Here is a 24,932-nt window from a genome sequence, read left to right on the forward strand (position 1 = left end):
GGCGGACATCCCTGTCCGCGACGGTCGGGTCGCCCATCCATGGGCTAAGTACTTGCAATGACACAACTTCATCTTAGCTGCGATCGATACATCGGCACCTTACCATGTTCGATAACGTCTACATTTACGATTAATTAGGGTTTATGCTGCATCAAGTCTTAGAACAACTCGGTCTGACCGAACGCGAAACCACCTTATATCAAACGCTGCTCAAACTAGGGCCGGCGTCGATTCGTGACATCGCTGAGCAGTCAGGCGTCAATCGTGGTTCCGCTTATGAATCGCTCAAGCAGCTGCAAAATAAAGGTGTGGTGAGCTATTTTCCGAAGGGTAAGCGCCGTTTTTTTATGGCGGAGAACCCTGATATTTTGCTTAACCTCGCGGAGGAGCGTAAGCAAAACATTGAAAAGACCATCGACTCACTCAAGCATACGATCATTCCGAGCTTGATACAGTCCCAGCCGACTTTCCATCACACCGATGTGCGTTATTACGAAGGCGATGATGGAATCGAGTGGGTATTGCGCGATATTTTAAACGTGGTGTCCGAGCAAGACCATAAAGAATACTGTGTATTTTCCTCGAAACCGATCCGACCGTATTTGTACCGTCCGTTTCCGACCTATACCAAGCAGCGGGTAAAGCTGGGGATCAATGTAAAAGTCATCGCCCTTGGCGATGGTGGTGAAGATGCGGAGCTTTCCGAACGTAAGTGGATCAAAACCGAAGACAGCGTCGATGCCAGCTACATCGCTATCTATCCGCCCAAATGTGCCATCATTTCGCTGGCGCGAGAAAACTTCCCGTCAGCGGTGGTCTTGGAATCAAACGACATCGCGAAAGCGCAACAGATTATCTTCGATACTCTTTGGCGACTGCTGTAGCCCATTTTTAACGCCATAAAAAAGCCCGAGCCGAAGCTCGGGCAAGGTGAATTAACATGGCGGTGGACCATGTTATCGGCTTGCTCAGCGAGTGGGTTGCAGCATCAGCCCGCTAACTTCTCAACGATTACGCCACGCTCCGCCATCAGTTCACGGATATCATCGATACTGTTGGGATCATCGATGGTCGACGGAATGGTGAACTCTTCGCCTGAGGCGATCTGACGCAACAGTTTACGCAAGATCTTACCGGAGCGTGTTTTGGGTAACTTGGGCACCACCAAGGCTAGTTTGAAACAAGCCAACGCACCAATCTCTTGGCGTACCAATTTGATCAGCTCTTCTTGTACTTGTTCGGCTTGGTCTTCGTAGCCATTTTTCAGTAGCACCAAGCCCAGTGGCAGCTGGCCCTTCAGGTCATCATTGATGCCAATGACACAACACTCCGCCACGGCATCGTGCATCGCCACCACTTCTTCCATTTCGCCTGTCGAGAGCCGGTGACCCGCTACGTTAATCACATCGTCGGTACGCCCCATGATGAAAACATAGCCATCTTCATCGATGTAACCGCCATCGCCGGAGGTGTAATAGCCGGGGTAGACACTCAGGTAGCTTGATTTGAAGCGCTCAATATCGCCCCAAATAGTCGGCAGACAGCTTGGCGGTAACGGCCGTTTGATGGCGATACTGCCCTGCTCCATCGGCGGCAACGGCTCACCTTGATCATCCAAGACACACACTTGAAAGCCTGGTGATGGCACCGTTGAAGAGCCTGGTTTGGCTATTTTCATCTCAAGGCCAATGGGGTTGGCACAGATAGCCCAGCCGGTTTCCGTTTGCCACCAGTGATCGACAATACATTTGCCAGTCACCGCTTTGGTCCATTCGTAGGTCGGTGGGTCTAAGCGCTCGCCAGCCATAAAGATGACTCGAAGGCCCGCTAAGTCTTCTTTGTTAAGCAGCTCGGCATTGGGGTCTTCTTTGCGAATCGCACGAAATGCAGTGGGCGCGGCAAACAAGGCTTTAACATCATACTCTTTGCAGACGCGCCAGAACTCACCAGCATTGGGCGTCATGATAGGCTTGCCTTCGTACATCACCGTAGTGCAGCCATAAATCAATGGGCCGTAAACAATGTAAGAGTGTCCAACAACCCAGCCCACATCGGACGCCGCCCAGAACACCTCGCCAGGCTGCATGTTATAGATCGCCTGCATGGAATAGTTTAACGCCACTGCATGACCGCCGTTATCACGCACCACGCCTTTAGGTTTGCCTGTAGTACCCGAGGTATAAAGGATATAAAGCGGATCAGTCCCTTTAACTGGGGTACAGTCACAAGGGGTAGCATCGCGCACAAAATCGTCCCAAGCCATGTCATGCGGACCGTTCAGCTCAGCCAGTTGCTGCTCGCGCTGGTACACCACACAAATATTTGGCGTGTGCTCGGCTTGAGATAGCGCGTTATCTAGCAGTGGCTTATAGGCAATCACTCGATTTACTTCAATACCACAGGAGGCGGTAATCACGGCCTTCGGCTTGGCATCATCGATACGTACTGCAAGCTCATGGGCAGCAAAGCCACCAAACACTACCGAGTGAATCGCACCCAGACGCGCTACCGCGAGCATGGCAATCAGCGCTTGTGGAATCATCGGCATATAGATGACGACGGTATCGCCTTTGTCGACACCTTGCTGTTTTAAAGCGCCCGCAAAGATCGCGACTTCTTCAAGCAGCGCTTGGTAAGTGTAGGTGTGTTGGGTGTTGGTAACGGGGGAATCGTAAATCAGCGCCGCTTGCTCAGCACGGCCATTGGCAACATGATAATCCAAGGCCAGGTAGCAGGTGTTGAGTGCGCCGTCCGCAAACCAACGATCCATGCCGTGCTCGTCCTGTGACAGCACGGTTTGGGGAAATTTAAACCACTCTAATGCGCGCGCTTTTTCGCGCCAAAATGCTTCTGGCTCAGCACAGGCGCGTTGGTATTCTATTTGATATGACATGCAGGCAGACCTTTTGTGTTTATTCTTTGCCAAACTCAGATTGTTGACAATCTGAAACGTCAGAATCAAATATAGACGATTTTTTAACCTAAAAATCTAATACTAAAGGCGTATTTTGAGTGTAGTTTTAATTATTGTCGACAAATCTACCTTCACGACGATTCATCTCTATGGCTCTTAAGCGTGCCACAGCTTCATTCAGCTCTTTTAGCGCTCGAGCATGGTCAAGGTCACTGCTGGAGTCGCCTAGATGTTCTTGGGCATGCTGTTTGGCGGCTAACGCTTCTTCTTCATCAAGCTCTCCAGCACGCTCAGCAAAATCTGCTAGAACGGTGACTTTATGAGGCTGTACTTCTAAGAAGCCACCCGAGATATACAAGACTTCTTCGCTACCGTCATCTTTGACGAGGCGTGCGATGCCAGGTTTTAAAAACGCCAACAGTGGTGCGTGCCCCGGATAAATGCCCATGTCGCCTTGGCTAGCGGTGACGACGATATGCTGAACGGCATTGGAAAAGAGTGTGCTGTCGATGCTGACAATGTCACACTGAATAGAACGACTCATAAAAACTCCCTCTTAGGTCGTAGGAATAGCGATATTGAGCCTCTAGTGTACGCGTTAATCATGGTTAAAATATGAACACAGCACATGATAGGCATAAAAAAAGCAGCCCTAAGGCTGCTTTTTTGAGAGATGGATCATCTAAAATTAGATGCCAGTACCGTGACGGTATTGCTGGATAGTACGTAGACGCGCTACGGCTTCCGCAAGCTCAGCCGTGGCACGGCTAAGATCCATGTCTGCATTTTGTTGATCCAACAGATCTTGAGCATGTTTCTTCGCTTCAAGTGCTGCCGCTTCATCAAGGTCGTTCGCACGAACAGCGGTATCTGCCAAGACAGTTACACGGTGTGGCTGAACTTCAAGGAAGCCGCCAGATACGAAGATAAACTCTTCTTCACCGTTTTGCTTAACCACACGAACAGGGCCTGGTTGCAACGTAGTCAACAAAGGCGCGTGACCTGGGTAGATACCTAGATCGCCATAACTACCTGCAGCCACAAGAGTCTCAACAGAACCTGAGAAGATCTCTTGTTCAGCGCTTACGATATCGCATTGTACCGTGATAGCCATAAGTTGCCTCTTTCAAGTCAGGCTTAGTCAGTGAGCCTGAGCTCACTGACGTCGCGTGGATTAAAGTTTCTTAGCTTTCTCGATGGCTTCTTCGATGCTACCGATCATGTAGAACGCTTGCTCTGGAAGCTCATCGTATTCGCCGTTTAGGATGCCTTGGAAGCCACGGATAGTGTCTTTCAAAGAAACGTATTTACCAGGTGCACCGGTGAATACTTCCGCTACGAAGAAAGGCTGAGACAAGTAACGCTGGATCTTACGAGCGCGGTTTACTGTCTGCTTGTCTTCTTCAGAAAGCTCGTCCATACCTAGGATCGCGATGATGTCTTTCAGCTCTTTGTAACGCTGAAGAACCATCTGTACGCCACGCGCTACATCGTAGTGCTCTTGACCGATTACTAGTGGATCAAGCTGACGTGAAGTAGAGTCTAGTGGATCGATTGCTGGGTAGATACCTAGCGCAGCGATGTCACGTGACAATACAACTGTTGCATCCAAGTGCGAGAACGTTGTCGCTGGAGAAGGGTCAGTCAAGTCATCGGCAGGTACGTATACCGCTTGTACAGACGTGATAGAGCCTTTCTTAGTTGACGTGATACGTTCTTGAAGTACACCCATCTCTTCTGCAAGCGTTGGCTGGTAACCTACGGCAGAAGGCATACGGCCTAGAAGGGCTGATACTTCAGTACCCGCTAGTGTGTAACGGTAGATGTTGTCGACGAAGAATAGTACGTCACGGCCTTCATCACGGAATTTTTCCGCCATGGTTAGACCAGTTAGTGCTACACGTAGACGGTTACCTGGTGGCTCATTCATCTGACCGTATACTAGAGATACTTTGTCGATTACGTTCGACTCAGTCATCTCGTGGTAGAAGTCGTTACCCTCACGAGTACGCTCACCAACACCTGCGAATACAGAGTAACCGCTGTGCTCGATCGCGATGTTACGGATAAGCTCCATCATGTTTACGGTTTTACCTACACCGGCACCACCGAACAGACCAACTTTACCACCCTTCGCGAACGGACATACAAGGTCGATTACCTTGATACCTGTTTCTAGCAATTCACTGCTGTTTGCTTGATCAGCGTAAGATGGAGCTTCGCGGTGGATAGACCAACGCTCTTCTTCACCGATTGCGCCTTTCTCGTCGATTGGGTTACCTAGAACGTCCATGATACGACCTAGAGTCTGAGTACCAACTGGTACAGACACTGGGTGACCAGTGTTTTGAACTTCTAGACCACGTTTTAGACCTTCTGTAGAACCCATGGCGATAGTACGTACGATACCGTCACCTAGCTGTTGTTGAACTTCCAACACCAGCTCTTTACCCTCGATAGTGAGGGCGTCGTATACTTTTGGCACGCTATCACGTGGGAATTCCACGTCGATAACCGCACCGATAATCTGTACGATTTGTCCGCTACTCATGTTCGGATCCTCTTAATACCTAAATACCTTAAACCGCTGCCGCGCCGCCAACAATCTCAGAAATTTCCTGAGTAATGGCTGCCTGACGTGCCTTGTTGTATACCAACTGCAACTCATCAATGATGTTGCCCGCGTTGTCAGTTGCGTTCTTCATAGCCAGCATTCGAGCGGCTTGTTCACACGCAATGTTTTCAACAACGGCCTGGTACACCTGAGATTCGATGTAACGAACCAATAGATCATTCAAGATCTCAACTGGGTCAGTGGGTTCGTAGATGTAATCCCAATGGTGTTTCAGTTGATCATTTTCTTCTGCTTTAAGCGGCAAAAGTTGTTCAACAACTGGCTTCTGAGTCATTGTGTTAACGAATTCGTTAGACACCATCATCAGACGGTCGATGCGACCTTCATCAAACGCATCCAACATTACTTTTACGCTACCAACTAGACGTGATGCTTCTGGCGCATCGCCTAGGCCGGTAATCGCAGCCGTAACATTACCACCGTAGTTTTTGAAGAAAGACACAGCTTTAGAGCCGACTGCACAGATCTCAACTTCGACCCCTGCATCAACGTGCTGCTTCATGTCTTTAATCGCAGCTTTGAACGCATTAATGTTCAAGCCACCACATAGACCACGGTCACTGGATACGATGATGTAACCAACTCGTTTAACTTCACGCTCGTTTAGGTAACGGTGCTTATACTCAAGATTCGCGTTTGCCAAGTGACCAATCACCTGACGAATACGATCTGCATACGGACGAGAAGAGCCCATACGATCTTGAGCTTTACGCGTCTTACTCGCTGCTACTTTTTCCATAGCGCGGGTAATTTTACGCGTATTGTTAATGCTCCCAATCTGAGCGCGTATCTCTTTTCCGACTGCCATATTAGACCTGCCCTTGTGAGAATGTTAATTCACAAACTGCAGAGATGATCAGTGGCTGGCAAGCCAGCCACGAAATCATTACCAAGTTTGCGTCGCTTTAAACTTCTCAATCGCTGACTTAAATGTGCCGGCGATTTCGTCGTTGTACTTACCAGTTTTGTTGATGTCAGCCATCAGATCAGTGTGTTCACTGTTCATGTAGCCTAACAATGCATTTTCAAAGCTAGCAATTTTGCTTGTTTCAACATCCGCAAGGTAGCCTTCGTTGGCAGCGTAAAGGATTACGCCCATTTCACCTACTGGCATTGGACTGAACTGTGCTTGTTTCATCAGTTCGGTCACTTGCTTACCGTGCTCAAGTTGCTTACGAGTCGCATCATCAAGGTCAGAAGCGAACTGAGCGAAAGCCGCCAATTCACGGTACTGAGCAAGAGCAAGACGGATACCGCCACCTAGCTTCTTGATGATTTTCGTTTGCGCTGCACCACCTACACGAGATACCGAGATACCAGCGTTCATTGCAGGACGGATACCCGCGTTGAAAGCACTTGTTTCAAGGAAGATCTGACCGTCAGTGATCGAGATAACGTTCGTTGGTACGAACGCTGATACGTCACCACCTTGGGTTTCGATGATAGGTAGAGCAGTCAAAGAACCTGTTTGGCCTTTAACTTCACCGTTAGTGAATTTCTCTACGTAGTCTGCGCTTACGCGAGACGCACGCTCTAGTAGACGAGAGTGCAAGTAGAAAACGTCACCTGGGTAGGCTTCACGACCTGGTGGACGACGTAGAAGCAATGAGATTTGACGGTAAGCCCAAGCTTGTTTCGTCAAGTCATCAAATACGATCAATGCGTCTTCACCGCGGTCACGGAAGTATTCGCCCATAGAACAGCCAGAGTAAGGAGCAAGGAACTGCATTGCAGCTGGGTCAGATGCACCCGCTACCACAACAGTTGTGTATTCCATTGCGCCGTTTTCTTCTAGCTTACGTACTACGCTAGCGATAGTAGACTGTTTTTGACCTACTGCTACGTACACACACTTAATGCCAGAGTGTTTCTGAGCAATGATAGTGTCGATAGCTAGTGCTGTTTTACCGATTTGACGGTCACCGATGATCAACTCACGCTGACCACGGCCGATTGGCACCATAGAGTCAATGGCTTTGTAGCCAGTTTGTACAGGTTGGTCTACGCCTTGACGCGCGATTACACCAGGTGCAACTTTTTCGACTGCGTCAGTTAGTTTTGCGTCGACAGAACCTTTACCGTCGATTGGGTTACCTAGTGCGTCAACAACGCGACCAAGTAGCTCAGGACCGACTGGTACTTCAAGGATACGACCAGTACATTTTGCTTTTTGGCCTTCTACAAGCTCTTGGTAATCACCAAGAATTACGGCACCTACAGAGTCACGCTCTAGGTTCAATGCCATACCGTAGACACCACCAGGGAACTCAATCATTTCCCCGTACATTACGTCAGCTAGACCGTGGATCAATACGATACCGTCTGCAACGCTGACAATTGTGCCCTCATTCTGGGCATCTGAAGACACATCTAGCGTTTCGATGCGCTTCTTAATGATCTCGCTGATCTCAGATGGATTCAGTTGCTGCATGCTAAATTCCTCAACCCTAGTTTCAATTACGAAACTCTAGGAGTTTATCGCTTCGGCCAGTTTCGCCAGTTTTCCGCGTACTGAACCGTCGATGATTAAATCACCGGTACGGATTACCACGCCACCAATAAGGCTTGCGTCTGTTTCACTAGTTAAATTGACGTGACGGTCTAATTTTTTCGCTAGTGATGCGGCCAGTGTTTGCTCTTGTTCAGTTGATAACGCAAAGGCAGATGTCACAACGACATCAACTGCTTTTTCGTAATTCAATTTGAACTGTTCAAATAACTCAGAAATCGCTGGAAGAAGCATTAAACGCTTATTCTCAGCAAGGCTTAGCAAATATGCTTTACCTTGATCTGTAACGACTTCGTTGCACACTTCCGCTAGAGCAGCTGCCTTCTCTTGCGCACTAAAAGCTGGTTTCTGAAGCGCTACGCTTAGCGATGGCTCAGTTGTAGCAGTAGCCAATATGCTTAGCATATTGGCCCACTCTGCAACTTGGCCCTGCTCACGAGCGACTTCAAAAGCTGCTTTGGCGTATGGTCGCGCGACTGTTTTTAATTCAGCCATATGACCCTCGCTTAAAGCTCTTTGGCGAGTTGTTCAACTATCTCGCTGTGTGCTTTTTCGTCAACGCTGGCGCCCAAAATCTTCTCCGCACCGATAAGAGCTAGAGCTGAAACTTGACTACGCAGTGCTTCTTTAGCACGTGCTGCGTCTTGTTCGATCTCTGCTTGCGCTGCATCACGTAGGCGTTGGCCGTCGGTTAGCGCTTGCTCTTTCGCTTCATCAATGATTTGGTTAGCACGTTTGTTGGCTTGTTCAATAATCTCGGCCGCTTGTTCCTTGCTTTCACGTAGTGTCTTAGTCGCTTGCTCTTGAGCTAGCTCTAAGTCACGTGAAGCACGGTTAGCTGCTTCCAAACCGTCTGCAATTTTCTTGCTACGCTCTTCGAGCGCAGCAATCACTGGTGGCCACACGAACTTCATGCAGAACCACACAAAAATAGCAAACGAGATAGCTTGGCCTATTAGTGTGAGATTAATATTCACGCAAATATCCTCGCTCTAGTCGTTCAAAATTAATAGATCACTTCAAAGTAAAGCGACGTATTAGCCAGCAACCTGAGCAATGAATGGGTTTGCGAAAGTGAAGAACAAAGCAATACCAACACCGATCATAGAAACGGCGTCAAGAAGACCCGCAACGATGAACATTTTAGTTTGTAGCATAGGCGCTAGCTCTGGTTGACGAGCACTTGCTTCCAAGAACTTACCACCCAAGATAGCAAAACCAATCGCTGTACCTAGTGCAGCCAAACCGATAAGGATTGCTACAGAGATAACAGTTAAACCAACTACAGTTTCCATTTTAACTCCTAAATATCACAGTTTTTTAAAGTTTAAAGCGTTTTATTCAAAAAGAATTAGTGATCTTCGTGGGCCATACTTAGGTACACGATTGTTAGCATCATAAAGATGAATGCTTGCAATGTGATGACCAAGATATGGAAGATTGCCCAAGGCACAGATAGCGCCCACTGAGCGAACCACGGCAAAATAGCGATAAGAATAAATATCAGCTCACCAGCGTACAAGTTACCGAATAGACGCAGTGCTAACGATACTGGTTTCGCCAGTAGACCTACCATTTCCAAAACAAAGTTGAATGGAATCATGATAGGTGTATTAAAGGGCTGAAGTGTCAATTCTTTAGTAAAGCCACCCACGCCTTTAATTTTGACGCTGTAAAAGATAATCAAAGCAAACACAGACAGAGACATGCCTAGGGTCGCGTTGATATCTGTTGTCGGAACGATACGGAAGTACGGCACGCCCGCCAACGTAGCTAAGTGAGGGATGAAATCAACAGGGATCAAGTCCATCAAGTTCATCAAGAAAATCCAAACGAAGATCGTCAGAGCTAATGGAGCAATCACACGGCTCTTGCCATGGAAACTCTCTTTTACGCTGTTGTCGACGAACTCGACCATCATTTCAACAAAATTCTGTAGACCAGAAGGCGTATCCGCAGATACTTTCTTCGCAGCCATTCGGAACAACCATAGGAATAGGATCCCTAGGCCGATAGAGAACAACATGGTATCCAGGTGAATCGCCCAGAACCCCATTGCTGCCGCTTCATCTGCACCGTGAGCAATGCCCCACGAACCATCAGGATGTTGACCAAAGGTCAAGTTCTGAAGGTGGTGCTTGATGTAGCCGGACGCGGTGAGATTTTCACTTGCCATATTTACATCCACACTTTTTCAATGATTAAAACCGTTACGCTTTGCTGCACTACTTATTGAGCAACAAAGGGCTGAGCCAGTGGCTCAAAACTGCAACTCCGAAGCCGGCCAATACAGCGCCTGGAACAAGTGGTTTGATGAAAATGAAGACCGCTGAAAGTAAAATAGCCGTCAGTACCAACTTGCCCGATTCACCTCGGTAAAATGACCTCACCACATCTTTTGCGGCTCGCGTCCCAGCATGACCAAATACGCGCCATGCCATATATAAATTTGGAAGGATGCTGGCTAATGCTCCGGCAAAAAATGAGTAGGCGTGTAGACCGCTTAAGGCGAAAAAAATTCCTACACTGATGCCGGCAGCGAGCGCCACTTGCAAGCCTACAAAACGAAACACTGCGCGTTTACGTGCGGCCAGTAATTCGCTTGCCTTTAATGGTTTGCTTGACGCCATGCTATCCCCTAACTTGATGCACTATTTTGGCTCAAAAAATAAGCACACAATGTGATCAAATTCAAAATCGGTCGCATTATATGGGTTATGTTAAGTGGGTTCAATACAAAGACTGCATAGAACACGCACTATTAGCCTAATGTCGACAAAATAGATGAATTTTGGGGCGTATGCGCCCCTATAAATCGAATAATTCTGCCATCATCGCTTCGAGGTGAGCCTGATCCTTGTATTCGATCACTAACTTGCCTTTGCCTTTGGCAGACGGTTGGATCTTGACGCTTGACTGAATTTTGGCAGCGATTTTATCGGCGTGTGCACTAAAGTCAGGCAATTCTGGTTGAGAGGCTTTATCAAGGGGCGGTTGTTGATAGGTTTTTACCAATTTTTCGGTTTCGCGAACCGATAAGGATTTGGTAATCACCACGGACGCCGCTTGCGGTTGTTGCTCCGCCTCCAGCGCCAATAAAGCACGGGCGTGGCCCATTTCAATGTCGCCATGCTCGAGCAGACGGCGAACTTCTGGTGTTAAGTTAAGCAAACGCAATAGGTTGGCCACCGCTGAGCGCGATTTACCGACGGTCTCTGCCACTTGTTGTTGCGTCAATTGGAACTCATCTACTAGGCGTTGTAAGGCCAATGCTTCTTCAACAGGATTGAGATCTTCACGCTGGATGTTTTCGATCAGTGCTAATACCACCGCATCAGCATCTTCCACATGACGCACAATAACGGGCACTTTATCCAAGCCAACAATCTTGGCCGCGCGCCAGCGACGTTCACCGGCGATAATTTCGTAGCGCTGCTCAGACAGTGGGCGTACCACGATGGGCTGCATAATGCCTTGATTACGAATCGAATTAGCCAATTCGTCCAGCTGATTCGGATTCATATCACGGCGCGGCTGGAACTGGCCTTTGCTCAGCCAATCCACCGGCAAGTACGTCAATCCCTGAATCGGCGCATGGGCTGATGCTTGTGTATCGGTCGTTTGACCTTCTTCTGTGGGGGCTGCTTTAGGCGCCAAGAGAGCGTCTAGACCACGGCCTAGACCACGCTTTTTCATCGTCATACGTTCCAAAAACCTTTATTAACCAAGATGCCAAGTTAGGCAGCGACCGCACGTTTGCGGATAAATTCTCCAGCCAGCGCTAAGTACGCGACCGCCCCTCGAGATTGCTTTTCGTAATGCAGCACCGGTAAACCATAACTCGGCGCCTCCGCTAAGCGAATATTACGCGGAATCACCGTATCGAAGACTTTATGACCAAAGTACTCGACCAATTGCGTCGACACATCATGGGTCAAGCTTGGACGCGGGTCGTACATGGTGCGCAAAATACCTTCGATCTCCAATACAGGGTTCAACGCCGTCGAAATCGTCTCAATGGTCTGTAGCAACGCCGATAGACCTTCTAAGGCGTAGTACTCACATTGCACAGGAATTAAGACACCTTGTGACGCGGCTAAAGCGTTAACGGTCAGCATGTTTAGTGACGGTGGGCAGTCGAGCAATACATAATCAAAGTCATGCTCGACTTCGTACAAGCTCGCTCGCAGGCGCGTTTCTTTGCTTGGCAGATCCAACAAAGCGACTTCGGCGCCTGTCAAATCTCCATTGGCTGGCAAGATGCTATAACCTGCCGTTTCACAGTGGACCATGGTCTCTTTAATACCATGGGTGCCTACCAATACATCAAACACAGACTTTTCGAGTTCTTCTTTTGCAACACCACTGCCGGTGGTGGCATTTCCCTGAGGATCGAGATCAATCAATAACACACGGCGTTTCATTGCGCTTAACGAAGCGGCTAGGTTAACGCAGGTGGTGGTCTTGCCCACGCCACCTTTTTGATTGGTCACTGCGATGATACGCGCCATGTTTCTATCCTTTGCGGGTCATGATTACCATATGACGCTCGGCATCAATGGTAGGTACACTTAATGGCTGAATGGTTTGAACGGATACAGAATCCGGTAAATTCACCAATTCATCCTCGGGGTAAACCCCTTTCATCGCTAAAAAGTTACCATTTGCCGCCGGTAAAGGTAAGCACCAATTAATCATGTCTTCGAGCGACGCAAACGCGCGCGAGGTAACATGATCGTAAGCACCTTGATGGGCATGGGTTTCAACGCGCTCATTGGCAACGGTGACATTTTTTAGACCCATTTCCATTTTGACTTGGGTCAGAAAGCGGGTTTTCTTACCATTGCTGTCCAGCAAGGTGAATTCGCGATCCGGCAAACAAATCGCTAACACCATACCGGGTAAACCTGGGCCGGTGCCGACATCGATGATTTTTTGTCCGGTAATGAAAGGAATCGTCGCTAAACTGTCGAGCAGATGTAGCGAGACCATCTTATCCGCATCACGGATGGCGGTAAGATTGTAGGCTTTATTCCATTTTTGCAGCATGCCAAGGTATTGCACAAGCTGTTCGATCGTCTGATCAGACAGTGAGATGCCCATTTTATCGGCACCCCACTTTAAGGTATCAAAGTAACTCACAGTAGTTCCCAGAAAAGCAGTCTAGAGACTGCCGATTCTAGGCACTTTTGCTGCTTATCGCACGTTTTTTCAAGTGAACTAACAGTAAAGATATGGCCGCAGGGGTCACTCCTTGAATACGAGACGCCGCGGCTAAGGTCGCAGGACGTGCCTCGTTTAACTTTTGTTTCACTTCGTTAGACAAGCCATCAATGACACTGTAATCAATGTTATCTGGTAAAGGCGTATTTTCTTGACGACGTAAACGCTCAATCTCATCCGCCTGACGCGCAATGTAACCGGCGTATTTCACCGAGATTTGCACTTGCTCTGAAACCTGCTCAGCCACTGCTTGTTCTGGTGCATTTTTAAGATGTGCGACATCTTTGTATTCCACACCAGGGCGCTTTAACAAATCAAGCAAGTTGTACTCGTGAGAAATGGGCGTTTCTAACTTTGGATTAATCGCTTCTGCTTCTGGCGTGTTCGGTACAATCCAAGATGACTTCATACGCTGTGTTTCGCGCTCGATCGCTTCACGTTTCTCACAAAATGCTGCCCAACGCTCTTCGCTCACCAAACCAAGCTCATGACCTTTTTCGGTCAAACGCATGTCGGCGTTGTCTTCACGTAAGATCAAACGGTATTCGGCACGGCTGGTAAACATGCGGTACGGTTCTTTTGCGCCCATCGTAATCAGATCATCAATCAGCACACCGATGTAAGCTTCATCACGGCGCGGTGTCCAAGGATCTTTGTCTTGTGCTTGTAGCGCGGCGTTCATACCCGCCAATAAGCCTTGTGCTCCCGCTTCTTCGTAGCCAGTAGTGCCGTTTAGCTGGCCAGCAAAGAATAAGCCGTCCATATGTTTGGTTTCTAATGAGTACTTTAAGTCTTGTGGATTAAAGTAATCGTACTCAATGGCGTAACCCGGACGCGTAATATGCGCGTTTTCAAGGCCCTTCATCGAACGGATTAACTCTAATTGCACGTCAAACGGTAACGAGGTCGAAATACCATTTGGATACAACTCATGTGTCGTTAGGCCTTCTGGCTCGATAAACACCTGATGTGAGTTTTTATCAGCAAAACGCACAATCTTATCTTCAATCGACGGACAGTAACGTGGACCGACGCTATCAATCACACCCGAGTACATCGGTGAACGATCCATGCCCGCACGGATAATGTCATGTGTCTGTTCATTGGTATGGGTGATAAAGCAATTGATTTGCTCAGGATGCAATGCACGGCTGCCCATGTAAGACATCACCGGTGTAATGTCATCACCCGGTTGCGCTTGCATGACAGAAAAGTCGACTGAGCGCGCATCAATACGCGGCGGCGTTCCGGTCTTCAAGCGGTCAATGCGAAACGGTAGCGCACGCAATTTTTCAGCTAAGCCAATCGAAGCAGGGTCGCCAGCACGGCCACCTGAATAATTTTGCATGCCAACGTGGATAACACCGCCCAAGAAAGTACCGGTTGTTAGTACGACCGTTTTACCGTGAAACTTGATACCACTTTGAGTGACGACACCACGAGCAGCACCCTCTTCAACGATTAAGTCTTCACAAGACTGTTGAAACAGCCATAGGTTTTCTTGGTTTTCCAAGGTATGTCGGATTGCCGCTTTATACAAAATACGGTCTGCTTGCGCACGAGTGGCACGTACTGCTGGCCCTTTACGGCTATTTAAAGTACGAAATTGAATGCCTGAGCGATCAGTCGCTAATGCCATGGCACCATCTAGTGCGTCAATTTCTTTCACAAGGTGGGACTTCCCGATGCCACCAATCGCTGGGTTACAAGACATTTGCCCCAGTGTCTCAATATTGTGTGTTAATAAAAGGGTTTTAACACCCATACGTGCTGCAGCTAAAGCGGCTTCGGTACCAGCATGACCACCACCGACTACAATCACATCAAAGCGAGTTGGGAAATCCACAAAGACCTCGTAAATGAATAAAAAACGAACAGTTCAAGAAACAGGGCGCCTAGTATATCGGCTAATTCACAAATTGAAAGAGAGCTCTCACGCTATTAACCCGGTCATCAAATATATAAATAGAATAGTATTATATGTCTTTCTTATGTTTATGTTTGCTATTAAAGAACGCTTTTTCTGTTGATAAAAAATAAAACTCTTTATTTATTAATAGTTTACGATCCTAAGAACTTGTTAACTATATACGCGTAAGCTTGTGATGTGGATAACCAAACCTTGTGTATAAAAGTGTGAGTTATACAAGCCATATTTAACACTGTGGAGTTGTCCTAAACTGTGCAAAACTTCTTATGCACTTGTCACCGATTTTGTCCACAGTGATTTTTGATTTATTTTATTAACATAAGGTGCTGAAAAATAAGAGGTTTGTGGGTATTTTTGGTTATTCATACAGCATTTTATTAAAAAAATAATCCACAGGCCAATCATGAGGATTTTTTTTCATCTTCATATTTTTTGCGCAAAAATTTTGTGAATAAAATATCTTGACAACCTCCTGCTGGCGTCAATGTTATGTGCATAACCCTCATTTTTTCGTCGACGCCAGCAAATGTGGATACTTTTCAAACATTTCTCTGCCTGCTATCGCTGTATTTGCCTTTCTGTGAACAAGCTTCTATTTTTAGACGGTCGGTCTAAAAGGAAATTGCTATGACAGCTGTGAGTAATCGTCGGGGGCGCCCGAAACAAACTGAATTAAGTTATTCGGACACGCGTGAGGCGTTATTGCACGCAGGTATTGTCTGGTTAACCAAGCAGGGTTTTAGTGCCACTGGGCTCGAGCCTTTGTTGCGCTCGGTACAGATCCCTAAAGGATCGTTTTATCACTACTTCGACAGCAAGGAGGCGTTTGGCCTCGCGGTATTAGCTCATTATCGTCAGTACTTTGAGCGTAAGTTGGCACGCCATCTTGAGGATGAGCAGTTACCCCCCTTTTCACGTCTGCGCGGCTTTATGACGGATGCGCGAACAGGGATGGAAAAATACGCCTACGAACGGGGCTGCTTAGTGGGCAATTTGGAGCAAGAAGCCAGCCACTTGTCGGCCGCAATGCGCCAAGCATTACTGGAGACCTATCAAAGTTGGCAGCATCAAGTAGCAAATTGTCTCGCCTTAGCGCAACAACAAGGACTGTTGGCGCAAGACGCCGATATCGACGCCCTTGCCCATGTATTTTGGGTCGGCTGGGAAGGCGCTGTCGCGCGAGCGCGACTGACTCAATCAAGTGGCCCATTGGTGCACTTTGAACACTTCTATCTCGCGGGGTTACCGCGCTAAATTTATTGCTTATAGACCTAGAGTCTAATCGGGAGGACGCACATGTTTAATGCGCTGGTCATTAACAAAGATGAACAAGGCTATCACGCTACACTGCGCCAAGTGGATGACGCAGAGTTACCCCAAGGCGATGTCGAGATTGCCGTGCAAGCGAGCACTCTCAACTACAAAGACGCGTTGGCGATTACCGGAAAATCACCTGTGGTGCGCCAGTTTCCGATGGTGCCAGGCATAGACTTGGTAGGCGAAGTGACGGCCTCAAGCAGCGCGCGCTTCAAACCAGGTGATCAGGTGCTATTAAACGGCTTTGGTGTGGGTGAAACCCACTGGGGTGGCTTAGCTGAACAAGCGCGATTAAACAGCGATTGGCTCATTGCATTACCGAGTGCCTTCAGTGCCGAACAAGCCATGGCCATCGGTACTGCTGGCTATACCGCCATGCTCAGTGTTCTGGCACTTGAAAAGCATGGCTTAACGCCTGAGCAAGGCCCGATATTGGTCACCGGCGCCAATGGCGGAGTTGGCAGTTATGCCGTGCGTATTTTAAGTAAATTGGGCTTTGAGGTGCATGCCAGTACGGGGCGCCCTGATGAAGCAGACTACCTAAAAAACCTCGGCGCCAGCACCATCATTGATCGTGCTGAGCTCAGTGAAGCTGGTAAACCGCTGCAAAAAGAGCGCTGGGCGGGGGTGGTTGATTGCGTCGGCAGTCACACTCTGGTCAATGCTTGCGCGCAAACTCAATATGGCGGTGCCGTCACCGCTTGTGGTTTGGCTCAAGGCATGGACTTACCAGCGACTGTCATGCCTTTTATCCTACGTGGCGTCACTCTGTATGGCATTGATAGCGTGATGCGCCCATTGGCGGATCGAGAGCAAGCGTGGCAACGCTTGGCAAGCCTACTAACCAGCGACGATCTGGATCAAATCGGCGCCAAAATTGGTCTCGAAGACGTCACCGAATACGCCCACAAACTGCTCGATGGCAGTGTGCGCGGACGCGTGATTGTGAGTCTATAGATATTTTTCTAGGACTATAAAATAAAAAAAATTTATAGTCCTAAGTTGCCCATTGGCACAAAATGGCACAAGCTTAATAGCCTTTCGCTTTAGATGAGCAATGGCTATCCAACTGGTGATGCACCAGTATTAAAACAATTAAAAAGGGAATTACCATGACGCTAGTATTGATACTAATTGCCGTTATTGCGTTTATCGTAGTGGCGACCTCAAAGTACAAACTCCATCCTTTCCTCACCCTATTATTGGCCGCATTTATTGCAGCCTTTGCCTATGGTTTGCCTGCCACTACCATTGCTAAAACCATTTCCTCGGGCTTTGGTGGTATTTTAGGTTACATTGGGTTGGTGATCGTTCTGGGGACTATTATTGGCACTATTTTAGAGAAAAGTGGTGCCGCGATTACTATGGCTGATGCAATCGTTAAGCTATTGGGGAAGCGCTTTCCAACGCTGACCATGTCGATCATTGGTTACATTGTATCCATACCCGTATTTTGTGACTCAGGCTATGTCATTTTGAACTCATTAAAACAGTCGATGGCCAATCGTATGAAAGTTTCGAGTGTGGCCATGAGTGTGGCGTTAGCAACGGGTTTATACGCAACGCATACCTTTGTTCCTCCCACGCCTGGTCCTATCGCAGCGGCGGGGAACTTGGGCTTGGAATCGAATTTAGGTTTGGTGATTGGCGTAGGTGTATTGGTTGCTCTAGTTGCAGCATTAGCAGGTATGTTTTGGGCTAATCGTTTCAAAGATACCCAACCTAATGGTGAAGGCGCTGAGAATTTGATGTTCGAAAATACCGATTACGAAGCCCTTAAACAGAGCTACGGCGTATTACCAAGCCCATTGAAATCGTTTGCACCGATCTTCGTACCGATCCTACTGATTTGTTTTGGGTCTATTGCTAACTTTCCGTCGGCACCATTAGGTCAAGGCCTGTTATTTGAGCTGTTAAACTTCTTAGGTCAGCCGCTTAATGCCCTAATTATTGGCTTATTCCTCTCGCTACCCCTACTTAAGGGAGAGCATAAAATGAGCGATTTTAGTGATCGTATTAGTGAAGGCTTAGTTGCGGCGGCGCCCATCTTGCTTATCACGGGGGCTGGCGGCGCGTTTGGTGCCGTATTGAAAGCGACCGCGCTTGGCGAATATTTGGGTAGCACTTTGTCTGCGTTGGGCATTGGTATCTTTATGCCGTTTGTAGTGTCTGCTGCATTAAAATCGGCGCAAGGCTCTTCGACAGTAGCCCTAGTGACGACTTCCGCTTTGGTTGCGCCACTGCTGGGAGATATCGGCTTGGATAGTGAAATGGGGCGTGTTCTAACGGTAATGGCGATTGGTGCTGGTGCGATGACAGTATCGCATGCCAATGATAGCTTCTTCTGGGTCGTAACACAGTTTAGCCGTATGAGCGTTAAACAAGCCTACAAAGCCCAAACCATGGCGACGCTGATCCAAGGTATTACCGCTATGCTGATGGTGTATGTACTGAGCTTAGTATTACTTTAACCCTTATCTAAACGCATAGCGCCACGTGAGGTCTTGTTTAAGGCCTCACGTGGTCAGCGCCTTATTTACCAATACAGAATGAACCAAAGATACGACCCAGCAAGTCGTCACTGCTAAACGCGCCGGTGATTTCGCTGAGGGCGTTTTGTGCTTCTTTAAGGTCTTCGGCAAGCAATTCCCCTGCGCCATGGCCGTGCAGTTGATCAAAGCCAGCATCTAGGTAGCGGTTGGCTTTTTGCAGGGCTTCGATGTGGCGACGGCGGGCGATAAAGCCGCCTTCGGTGGTGCTGTCAAAGCCCATTACGCTCTTAAGGTGCGTCGTCAATGCATCGACGCCATCGTTGGTTTTCGCCGATAGTGAGATCACAGGCAGGCCGTTTACTTCTTCGTAGCCAGTGCTTTCTTGGGTCAGATCGACCTTGTTGCGCACCAGGGTGAGATGATCGCGGGTGTGAAGTTGGTCCATAAATTCTGGCCAGATATCACGCGGATCATTGGAATCGACTGACTGACTGTCGACCATCAGCAGGATGCGATCGGCTTTGTGGATTTCTTCCCAAGCACGCTGGATACCAATGCGCTCGACTTCGTCCGGGCTGTCACGCAAGCCTGCAGTATCAATGATGTGTAGCGGCATACCGTCTAGGTGGATGTGCTCGCGTAGGACGTCACGAGTGGTGCCTTCGATGGCGGTTACGATGGCCGAATCTTTACCTGACAGAGCATTCAAAAGACTCGATTTACCCGCATTCGGGCGCCCTGCAATCACCACACTCATGCCTTCACGCAACAAAGCGCCTTGGTTGGCCTCTTGCATTACGCTGTTCAGCTTGTCGCGAATATCACCTAACTGCGCAGCAACTTTACCATCGCCGATAAAGTCGATTTCTTCTTCTGGGAAGTCGATCGCTGCTTCGACATAGATACGCAAATGAATCAGAGCTTCGACCAGCTCATCGACGCGTTTAGAAAACGCCCCTTGTAACGAGCGCAAGGCGCATTTAGCGGCCTGCTCAGACGATGAGTCGATCAAATCGGCGATCGCTTCGGCTTGCGTTAGGTCCATTTTATCATTCAAAAAGGCACGCTCTGAGAATTCACCTGGGCGCGCTAAGCGTGCGCCCAAGGCAACACAGCGGCTCAGTAGCATATCGATGATGACAGGCCCACCATGCCCTTGTAACTCAAATACATCTTCGCCGGTAAACGAGTTCGGGCCTGGAAAATACAGCGCGATGCCCATGTCCAATTGCTCACCTTGAGCATCATTAAACGGCACATAGTGCGCGTGACGTGGCGTTGGCTCAAAGCCAATGATGGCTTCGGCAATCGCTCGGCTTTTAGCGCCGGAAAGGCGCACGATGCCTACGCCGCCGCGACCTGGTGCGGTCGCTTGGGCAACAATGGTGTCTTGATCGATAAGCTGCTGAAAATCTGACATAACGGCCTGTGTAACAAAAAATAATAGAGTAAGTGTACGTCTTTCAATGCAAAAAGGCCTCCCGAAGGAAGCCTTTTTTAACACTTAGAAAAAGCCGGCGCTTTAGCCTTCGCCTTTCTCGATGTTTTTGGTGATCACGTACTGCTGGATAATCGATAAGGTGTTGTTCACTACCCAGTACAGTACAAGACCTGCCGGGAACCACAAGAAGAAGAACGTAAAGGCGATCGGCATGATCTTCATGATACGTGCTTGCATTGGGTCTGGCGGCGTTGGGTTAAGCGCTTGCTGACCTAGCATACTCAGACCCATTAGGATCGGTAGTACGAAGTAAGGGTCCATCGCCGACAAGTCGGTGATCCACAGCATAAATGGCGCGTGACGTAGCTCGACTGATTCCATCAATACCCAGTAAAGGGATAGGAATACCGGCATTTGTACTAAGATCGGTAGACAGCCCCCAAGTGGGTTGATCTTCTCTTTCTTGTACAGCTCCATCATCTTTTGTGACATGGCTTGACGGTCATCGCCGTATTGCTCACGTAGACGAGTAAGCTCTGGGCCAAACTTACGCATTTTCGCCATCGAACGGTAGCTTGCTGCAGACAGTTTGAAGAACAAAGCTTTCACACAGACGACGATCAAGATGATGGCCACACCCCAGTTCACAACAAACGATTGAATCGCTGTTAGCAACCAGAATAGCGGCTGAGCTAGCCACCACAACCAGCCGTAATCCACGGTTAGGTCTAGGTTTTCAGCCGTTGCTGCAAGTTGGTCTTGAAGCTTAGGACCGACATAGAAGGTCGAGCTTAGCGTGCCTTGTTGGCCTGCTGGTACTTCGACTGCAGAGCCAGTAAAGCCGATTAGGTTAAAGCCATTGTTGGTGCGCGCTTGCAGCGTCACTTTTTGGCCTTGCTCTGGAATCCAAGCCGATACGAAGTAGTGTTGCAATAACGCTACCCAGCCCTTTGTGGTCGTCTCTTTAACAGGCTCTTCAGCCATGTCGTCAAAGGAGATTTTATCGTAAGGGTTTTCTTCGTCAGAGATGGCGCCGCCCAAGAATGGCTGTAAGCCCATGTTGGTTGCGGTGCTTGGGTCTTCACTGTTGTCACGTTTGATCTGTGCAAACAGGTTACCACGCCATGTTTGTTCACTGGTGTTATTCACCGTGATCAATTGACGGATACTGTAAGTACCACGGGTGAAGACAAACGTTTTGGTGTAGCTAATGCCTTTGGCGTCGGTGTAGTACAGGTTAACTTCCAGCGTGTCTTCGCCTTCATTTAGGCTGTAAGACGTTTGCTCAGTGCTGTACATCGGGCGTGAACCGCTAGCATCAGGACCGTCACGGCCAATCAAACCACTTTGTGTCACGTAAAGACGTTCGCCGCCATTATCAAGGATCACAAATGGCTCATCGCCATTGTTGGTTTTCATGTACTGCAGTAACGAGGCTTCAACAAGGTCACCACCTTTCGGGTTGATGGCCACATCGAGCGTATCGGTAGTGACGTGAATCAGTTCCCCTTCGGCAACCGGCGTTGCTTGGTCAGGAATTTCACTGTCGCTGGCAGCTTGAGTTGAGGTGCTCGCGCTTGGAAGGTCCGAGTCGGCATTGGCTGCGACAACGGTTTCGCTTGGCGTACCTGCTTTTTGAGCGGTTGCTGTGGTGCCGTAGTCTTGGTTCCACTGCAAGAACAACAGGTAGCCGCTGACAAACAGCGCTCCCCATAAAAAGTAACGTCTGAAATCCATGGTATTCAACTAATTTGTTTGGTTGGACAATGGAGGTGAAAACACCCTTTTAAAAATCACGCCGTATTAAACCAGCCTTTAGCTGATTTTTCAGCCTATTTCTGCGACGAGTTGCGTTGTTTTTGTCCAGAATTGGGCTTTTGGGCTTTCTTCGCCAGTTGTTTCCACGCTTTTTCAAGGCGCTTATGCAACTCAGGGTTATCCACATCTTTAATGCCTTGGCGCGCGAGGAAAATAATATCCAAGCCGTTGAGCACGTCTTGATGATGTCGGAATGAGTCCCGCACAACGCGTTTGATGCGATTACGGCCAACAGCACGCTTATCGGTTTTTTTAGACACAATAAGACCGAGCCTAGCTTGGCTATCTTGTTTTCTTGCTAATAGCAGAAATTCGCCTGCGAAGACTTTAGAAGAGGTGTCGTTAAAGACAGATTGGTAGTCCCCGGCATTCAGGAGCCTGACCTGCCGGGGAAACATAAAGCGGGTCATCAAAGATTACGCGCTTAGAACCTTACGACCGCGAGCACGGCGAGCCGCCAATACTTTACGACCGTTTTTAGTTGCCGAGCGAGCACGGAAACCGTGTGCGCGTTTACGTTTTAGTACGCTAGGTTGGAAAGTTCTTTTCATTTCAATTCTCTCACTGAATCAGTGTTCTGAGTGTGAGGGTTAGCGTCCGCCAAGCCTCTTGGTTTGATTACAAAATCAGGGCGCGAATTCTAGTGGGTTTAGCGGCGCAATTCAATCCACTGAACGCGCATTTCTGTAAATAATTTAACCACAAATTCATTCATAAGGTTATACACAAGTTTATTGTGGTGATGTGAATAAAAAATTAAATGCGCCATTTATATTATCCACAAAGGAATTTTATTAATTTATAAAATTATTAATTAACAAATAGTTATCCTACAAATTTCCCTGTGCAAAAGATCTTATTGATAGGCTTGTTAATATGTTGATAAGTGGCTTGTTTATGCACATCTAGGTGATTTAATGCACTGGTGTGTATAAGTATGACTGTTATTAACATGTCCTGAAAAAAAGAGCGTGTGCGCTGCGCGCACATTTTTTTGTGGATAACTGCAATCGAGAACGTTAGAATCCCCCTCTTATTTCAAATTTACCGATTTTTCTACTCAATCAGGGAGAGCGTCTATCGTGTCTTTGCAGTATTGGGAGCGCTGTCTTGCGACCCTGCAGGAAGAGTTTTCCACATCGCAATTCAATACATGGATTCGTCCGCTGCAAGCGGAAGCCGAGTCTAATGGCGATCTGTGCCTGTATGCACCGAATCGTTTTGTGCTCGATTGGGTGACGAACAAGTACCAAACGCGTATTAAAGAGCTGTTATCGGAGTTTGCTGGTGCGGGCCCTGCGCCTAATCTTGTGTTTTCGGTGCGTCAAAGTGGCTTCAGTCAAACCAATACGCCACCGCCGCCGCCTGCTCCTGCACCAGCGACGCCTGAGCCTGCGCCTCGAGCACCTTCTATGCCCGAGCCAAAGTTTGAATCAGGCTATAGCCCGGGCTTTAGTCTGATGGACGATGAAGATCAGGATGGTCCAGAGATTGAATTCGAAGCGCCGTTAACACTTGGCGACCATTATCCTCGTCCAGAGCCTGAGCCGTACGAACAAGGGCAACTACCTTTAACACCGCCTAATCGTAAGGTGGAAGTAGAAGGTGGTATCAACCACGGTGCCAACTTGAATAACTCATTTACTTTCGAAAACTTTGTCGAAGGTAAGTCGAACCAATTGGCCCATGCTGCGGCGCAGCAAGTAGCAGAAAACCCTGGCGGTGCGTACAACCCACTGTTTATTTACGGCGGTGTTGGCCTAGGTAAAACCCACTTAATGCAAGCGGTCGGTACTGAGCTAATGCGCCATAACCCGAATGCGAAGGTGGTGTATTTGCACTCCGAGCGTTTCGTGGCGGATATGGTCAAAGCGTTACAACTTAACGCGATCAATGACTTTAAGCGTTATTACCGTTCAGTTGACGCCTTGTTGATCGACGATATTCAGTTCTTTGCTGGCAAAGACCGTACCCAAGAAGAGTTTTTCCACACGTTTAACGCCTTGTTAGAAGGTGGTCAGCAGATGATCTTGACTTGTGATCGCTACCCTAAGGAGATCCAAGGCCTTGAAGATCGTCTCAAATCACGTTTTGGTTGGGGCTTAACGGTTGCCATTGAGCCGCCTGAGTTGGAAACGCGAGTGGCGATTTTGATGCGCAAGGCGGACGAAAGCGGTGTTAAACTGTCTTACGATTCGGCCTTCTTCATTGCCCAAAAAATTCGCTCCAATGTGCGTGAACTAGAAGGCGCATTGAAACGCGTGATTGCCAACTCGCACTTTACTGGCCGTGCCATCACGCCGGATTTTGTGCGTGAGTCGTTAAAAGACTTATTGGCCTTGCAGGACAAGTTGGTGAACATTGATAATATTCAGCGTATCGTTGCCGAGTATTACAAGATTAAAATCAGCGATCTGTTGTCAAAACGTCGCAGTCGCTCAGTGGCCAGGCCGCGCCAAGTGGCGATGTCGTTGGCCAAAGAGCTGACCAACCATAGCTTGCCAGAAATCGGTGAAGCCTTTGGTGGACGTGACCACACGACCGCTTTGCATGCGATTCGTAAGATTAAAGAATTGCAGGACACGGACTCGGATATCCGTGAAGATTACAAACAATTAATGCGCATTCTGACCACCTAATTGGTCTAAGACTT

General features: G+C 48.2%; 24 protein-coding genes. 5 read left to right on the forward strand and 19 right to left on the reverse strand.

Features of this window, described 5'->3' with window-relative positions; translation table 11 throughout:
* Positions 1–143: 143 nt before the first annotated feature.
* The gene (locus JQX58_RS06085) at positions 144–884 is read left to right on the forward strand and encodes a TrmB family transcriptional regulator (RefSeq protein ID WP_204145946.1); all 741 of its coding nucleotides are present in this window, start codon (positions 144–146) and stop codon (positions 882–884) included.
* A 104-nt stretch (positions 885–988) separates the two neighbouring features.
* Here the strand turns inward: JQX58_RS06085 and JQX58_RS06090 are convergent, their stop codons facing one another.
* The 15 genes from JQX58_RS06090 to mnmG form a co-directional block, all read right to left on the reverse strand.
* A complete protein-coding gene (locus JQX58_RS06090) occupies positions 989–2,893 on the reverse strand; it encodes a propionyl-CoA synthetase (protein WP_204145947.1) in 1,905 nt (634 codons plus the stop codon).
* Positions 2,894–3,020: 127 nt separating this feature from the next.
* Positions 3,021–3,458 carry a F0F1 ATP synthase subunit epsilon gene (locus tag JQX58_RS06095; protein WP_204145948.1) on the reverse strand — a complete coding sequence of 146 codons (438 nt, stop codon included), beginning with the start codon at positions 3,456–3,458 and terminating at the stop codon, positions 3,021–3,023.
* Positions 3,459–3,602: 144 nt separating this feature from the next.
* The gene (locus tag JQX58_RS06100) at positions 3,603–4,028 is read right to left on the reverse strand and encodes a F0F1 ATP synthase subunit epsilon (protein ID WP_204145949.1); all 426 of its coding nucleotides are present in this window, start codon (positions 4,026–4,028) and stop codon (positions 3,603–3,605) included.
* Positions 4,029–4,088: 60 nt separating this feature from the next.
* Positions 4,089–5,465 (reverse strand): F0F1 ATP synthase subunit beta, encoded by a 1,377-nt coding sequence (atpD, locus tag JQX58_RS06105; protein ID WP_204145950.1) that lies wholly within the window; start codon positions 5,463–5,465, stop codon positions 4,089–4,091.
* A 28-nt stretch (positions 5,466–5,493) separates the two neighbouring features.
* The gene (gene atpG, locus JQX58_RS06110) at positions 5,494–6,357 is read right to left on the reverse strand and encodes a F0F1 ATP synthase subunit gamma (protein ID WP_204145951.1); all 864 of its coding nucleotides are present in this window, start codon (positions 6,355–6,357) and stop codon (positions 5,494–5,496) included.
* Between the two features lie 78 nt (positions 6,358–6,435).
* Positions 6,436–7,980 carry a F0F1 ATP synthase subunit alpha gene (atpA, locus tag JQX58_RS06115; RefSeq protein ID WP_204145952.1) on the reverse strand — a complete coding sequence of 515 codons (1,545 nt, stop codon included), beginning with the start codon at positions 7,978–7,980 and terminating at the stop codon, positions 6,436–6,438.
* Positions 7,981–8,016: 36 nt separating this feature from the next.
* Positions 8,017–8,553 carry a F0F1 ATP synthase subunit delta gene (locus JQX58_RS06120; RefSeq protein WP_204145953.1) on the reverse strand — a complete coding sequence of 179 codons (537 nt, stop codon included), beginning with the start codon at positions 8,551–8,553 and terminating at the stop codon, positions 8,017–8,019.
* Between the two features lie 11 nt (positions 8,554–8,564).
* Entirely contained in the window at positions 8,565–9,035 is a 471-nt protein-coding gene (locus JQX58_RS06125; protein WP_204145954.1) for a F0F1 ATP synthase subunit B, read from the reverse strand.
* 60 nt (positions 9,036–9,095) lie between these two features.
* On the reverse strand, positions 9,096–9,353 hold the full coding sequence (gene atpE, locus JQX58_RS06130) for a F0F1 ATP synthase subunit C (RefSeq protein ID WP_087610906.1): 258 nt from the start codon (positions 9,351–9,353) through the stop codon (positions 9,096–9,098).
* Between the two features lie 56 nt (positions 9,354–9,409).
* The gene (gene atpB, locus JQX58_RS06135) at positions 9,410–10,234 is read right to left on the reverse strand and encodes a F0F1 ATP synthase subunit A (protein ID WP_204145955.1); all 825 of its coding nucleotides are present in this window, start codon (positions 10,232–10,234) and stop codon (positions 9,410–9,412) included.
* Positions 10,235–10,283: 49 nt separating this feature from the next.
* A complete protein-coding gene (locus tag JQX58_RS06140) occupies positions 10,284–10,688 on the reverse strand; it encodes an ATP synthase subunit I (protein ID WP_204145956.1) in 405 nt (134 codons plus the stop codon).
* 178 nt (positions 10,689–10,866) lie between these two features.
* Positions 10,867–11,760 carry a ParB/RepB/Spo0J family partition protein gene (locus JQX58_RS06145; RefSeq protein ID WP_204145957.1) on the reverse strand — a complete coding sequence of 298 codons (894 nt, stop codon included), beginning with the start codon at positions 11,758–11,760 and terminating at the stop codon, positions 10,867–10,869.
* A 35-nt stretch (positions 11,761–11,795) separates the two neighbouring features.
* Complete coding sequence (locus JQX58_RS06150; protein WP_204145958.1) at positions 11,796–12,569, reverse strand: ParA family protein; 774 nt, start codon at positions 12,567–12,569, stop codon at positions 11,796–11,798.
* 4 nt (positions 12,570–12,573) lie between these two features.
* A complete protein-coding gene (gene rsmG / locus JQX58_RS06155; RefSeq protein ID WP_204145959.1) occupies positions 12,574–13,200 on the reverse strand; it encodes a 16S rRNA (guanine(527)-N(7))-methyltransferase RsmG in 627 nt (208 codons plus the stop codon).
* A 37-nt stretch (positions 13,201–13,237) separates the two neighbouring features.
* Positions 13,238–15,127, reverse strand: a complete 1,890-nt coding sequence (gene mnmG, locus JQX58_RS06160; protein WP_204145960.1) for a tRNA uridine-5-carboxymethylaminomethyl(34) synthesis enzyme MnmG — start codon at positions 15,125–15,127, stop codon at positions 13,238–13,240.
* Between the two features lie 711 nt (positions 15,128–15,838).
* Here mnmG and acuR point away from each other — a divergent pair.
* The 3 genes from acuR to JQX58_RS06175 all read left to right on the forward strand — a co-directional run bounded on the left by acuR (position 15,839) and on the right by JQX58_RS06175 (position 18,999).
* Entirely contained in the window at positions 15,839–16,465 is a 627-nt protein-coding gene (gene acuR / locus JQX58_RS06165; RefSeq protein ID WP_204145961.1) for an acrylate utilization transcriptional regulator AcuR, read from the forward strand.
* Between the two features lie 42 nt (positions 16,466–16,507).
* A complete protein-coding gene (gene acuI / locus JQX58_RS06170; protein WP_204145962.1) occupies positions 16,508–17,485 on the forward strand; it encodes an acrylyl-CoA reductase (NADPH) in 978 nt (325 codons plus the stop codon).
* Positions 17,486–17,640: 155 nt separating this feature from the next.
* A complete protein-coding gene (locus JQX58_RS06175; protein ID WP_204145963.1) occupies positions 17,641–18,999 on the forward strand; it encodes a GntP family permease in 1,359 nt (452 codons plus the stop codon).
* Positions 19,000–19,060: 61 nt separating this feature from the next.
* On the opposite strand, the gene mnmE is transcribed toward JQX58_RS06175, so the two are convergent.
* From mnmE to rpmH, 4 genes are all read right to left on the reverse strand, one after another.
* Positions 19,061–20,440, reverse strand: a complete 1,380-nt coding sequence (gene mnmE / locus JQX58_RS06180) for a tRNA uridine-5-carboxymethylaminomethyl(34) synthesis GTPase MnmE (protein ID WP_204145964.1) — start codon at positions 20,438–20,440, stop codon at positions 19,061–19,063.
* Between the two features lie 102 nt (positions 20,441–20,542).
* Positions 20,543–22,198 carry a membrane protein insertase YidC gene (gene yidC / locus JQX58_RS06185; protein WP_204145965.1) on the reverse strand — a complete coding sequence of 552 codons (1,656 nt, stop codon included), beginning with the start codon at positions 22,196–22,198 and terminating at the stop codon, positions 20,543–20,545.
* Between the two features lie 95 nt (positions 22,199–22,293).
* On the reverse strand, positions 22,294–22,689 hold the full coding sequence (gene rnpA, locus JQX58_RS06190; RefSeq protein WP_204145966.1) for a ribonuclease P protein component: 396 nt from the start codon (positions 22,687–22,689) through the stop codon (positions 22,294–22,296).
* Between the two features lie 6 nt (positions 22,690–22,695).
* On the reverse strand, positions 22,696–22,830 hold the full coding sequence (gene rpmH, locus JQX58_RS06195; RefSeq protein ID WP_082856320.1) for a 50S ribosomal protein L34: 135 nt from the start codon (positions 22,828–22,830) through the stop codon (positions 22,696–22,698).
* A 531-nt stretch (positions 22,831–23,361) separates the two neighbouring features.
* Between rpmH and dnaA the strand changes: the two genes are divergently transcribed.
* On the forward strand, positions 23,362–24,918 hold the full coding sequence (gene dnaA / locus JQX58_RS06200; RefSeq protein ID WP_204145967.1) for a chromosomal replication initiator protein DnaA: 1,557 nt from the start codon (positions 23,362–23,364) through the stop codon (positions 24,916–24,918).
* Positions 24,919–24,932 lie beyond the last annotated feature (14 nt).

Source organism: Marinomonas ostreistagni (assembly GCF_016888445.1).
Lineage (GTDB): Bacteria > Pseudomonadota > Gammaproteobacteria > Pseudomonadales > Marinomonadaceae > Marinomonas > Marinomonas ostreistagni.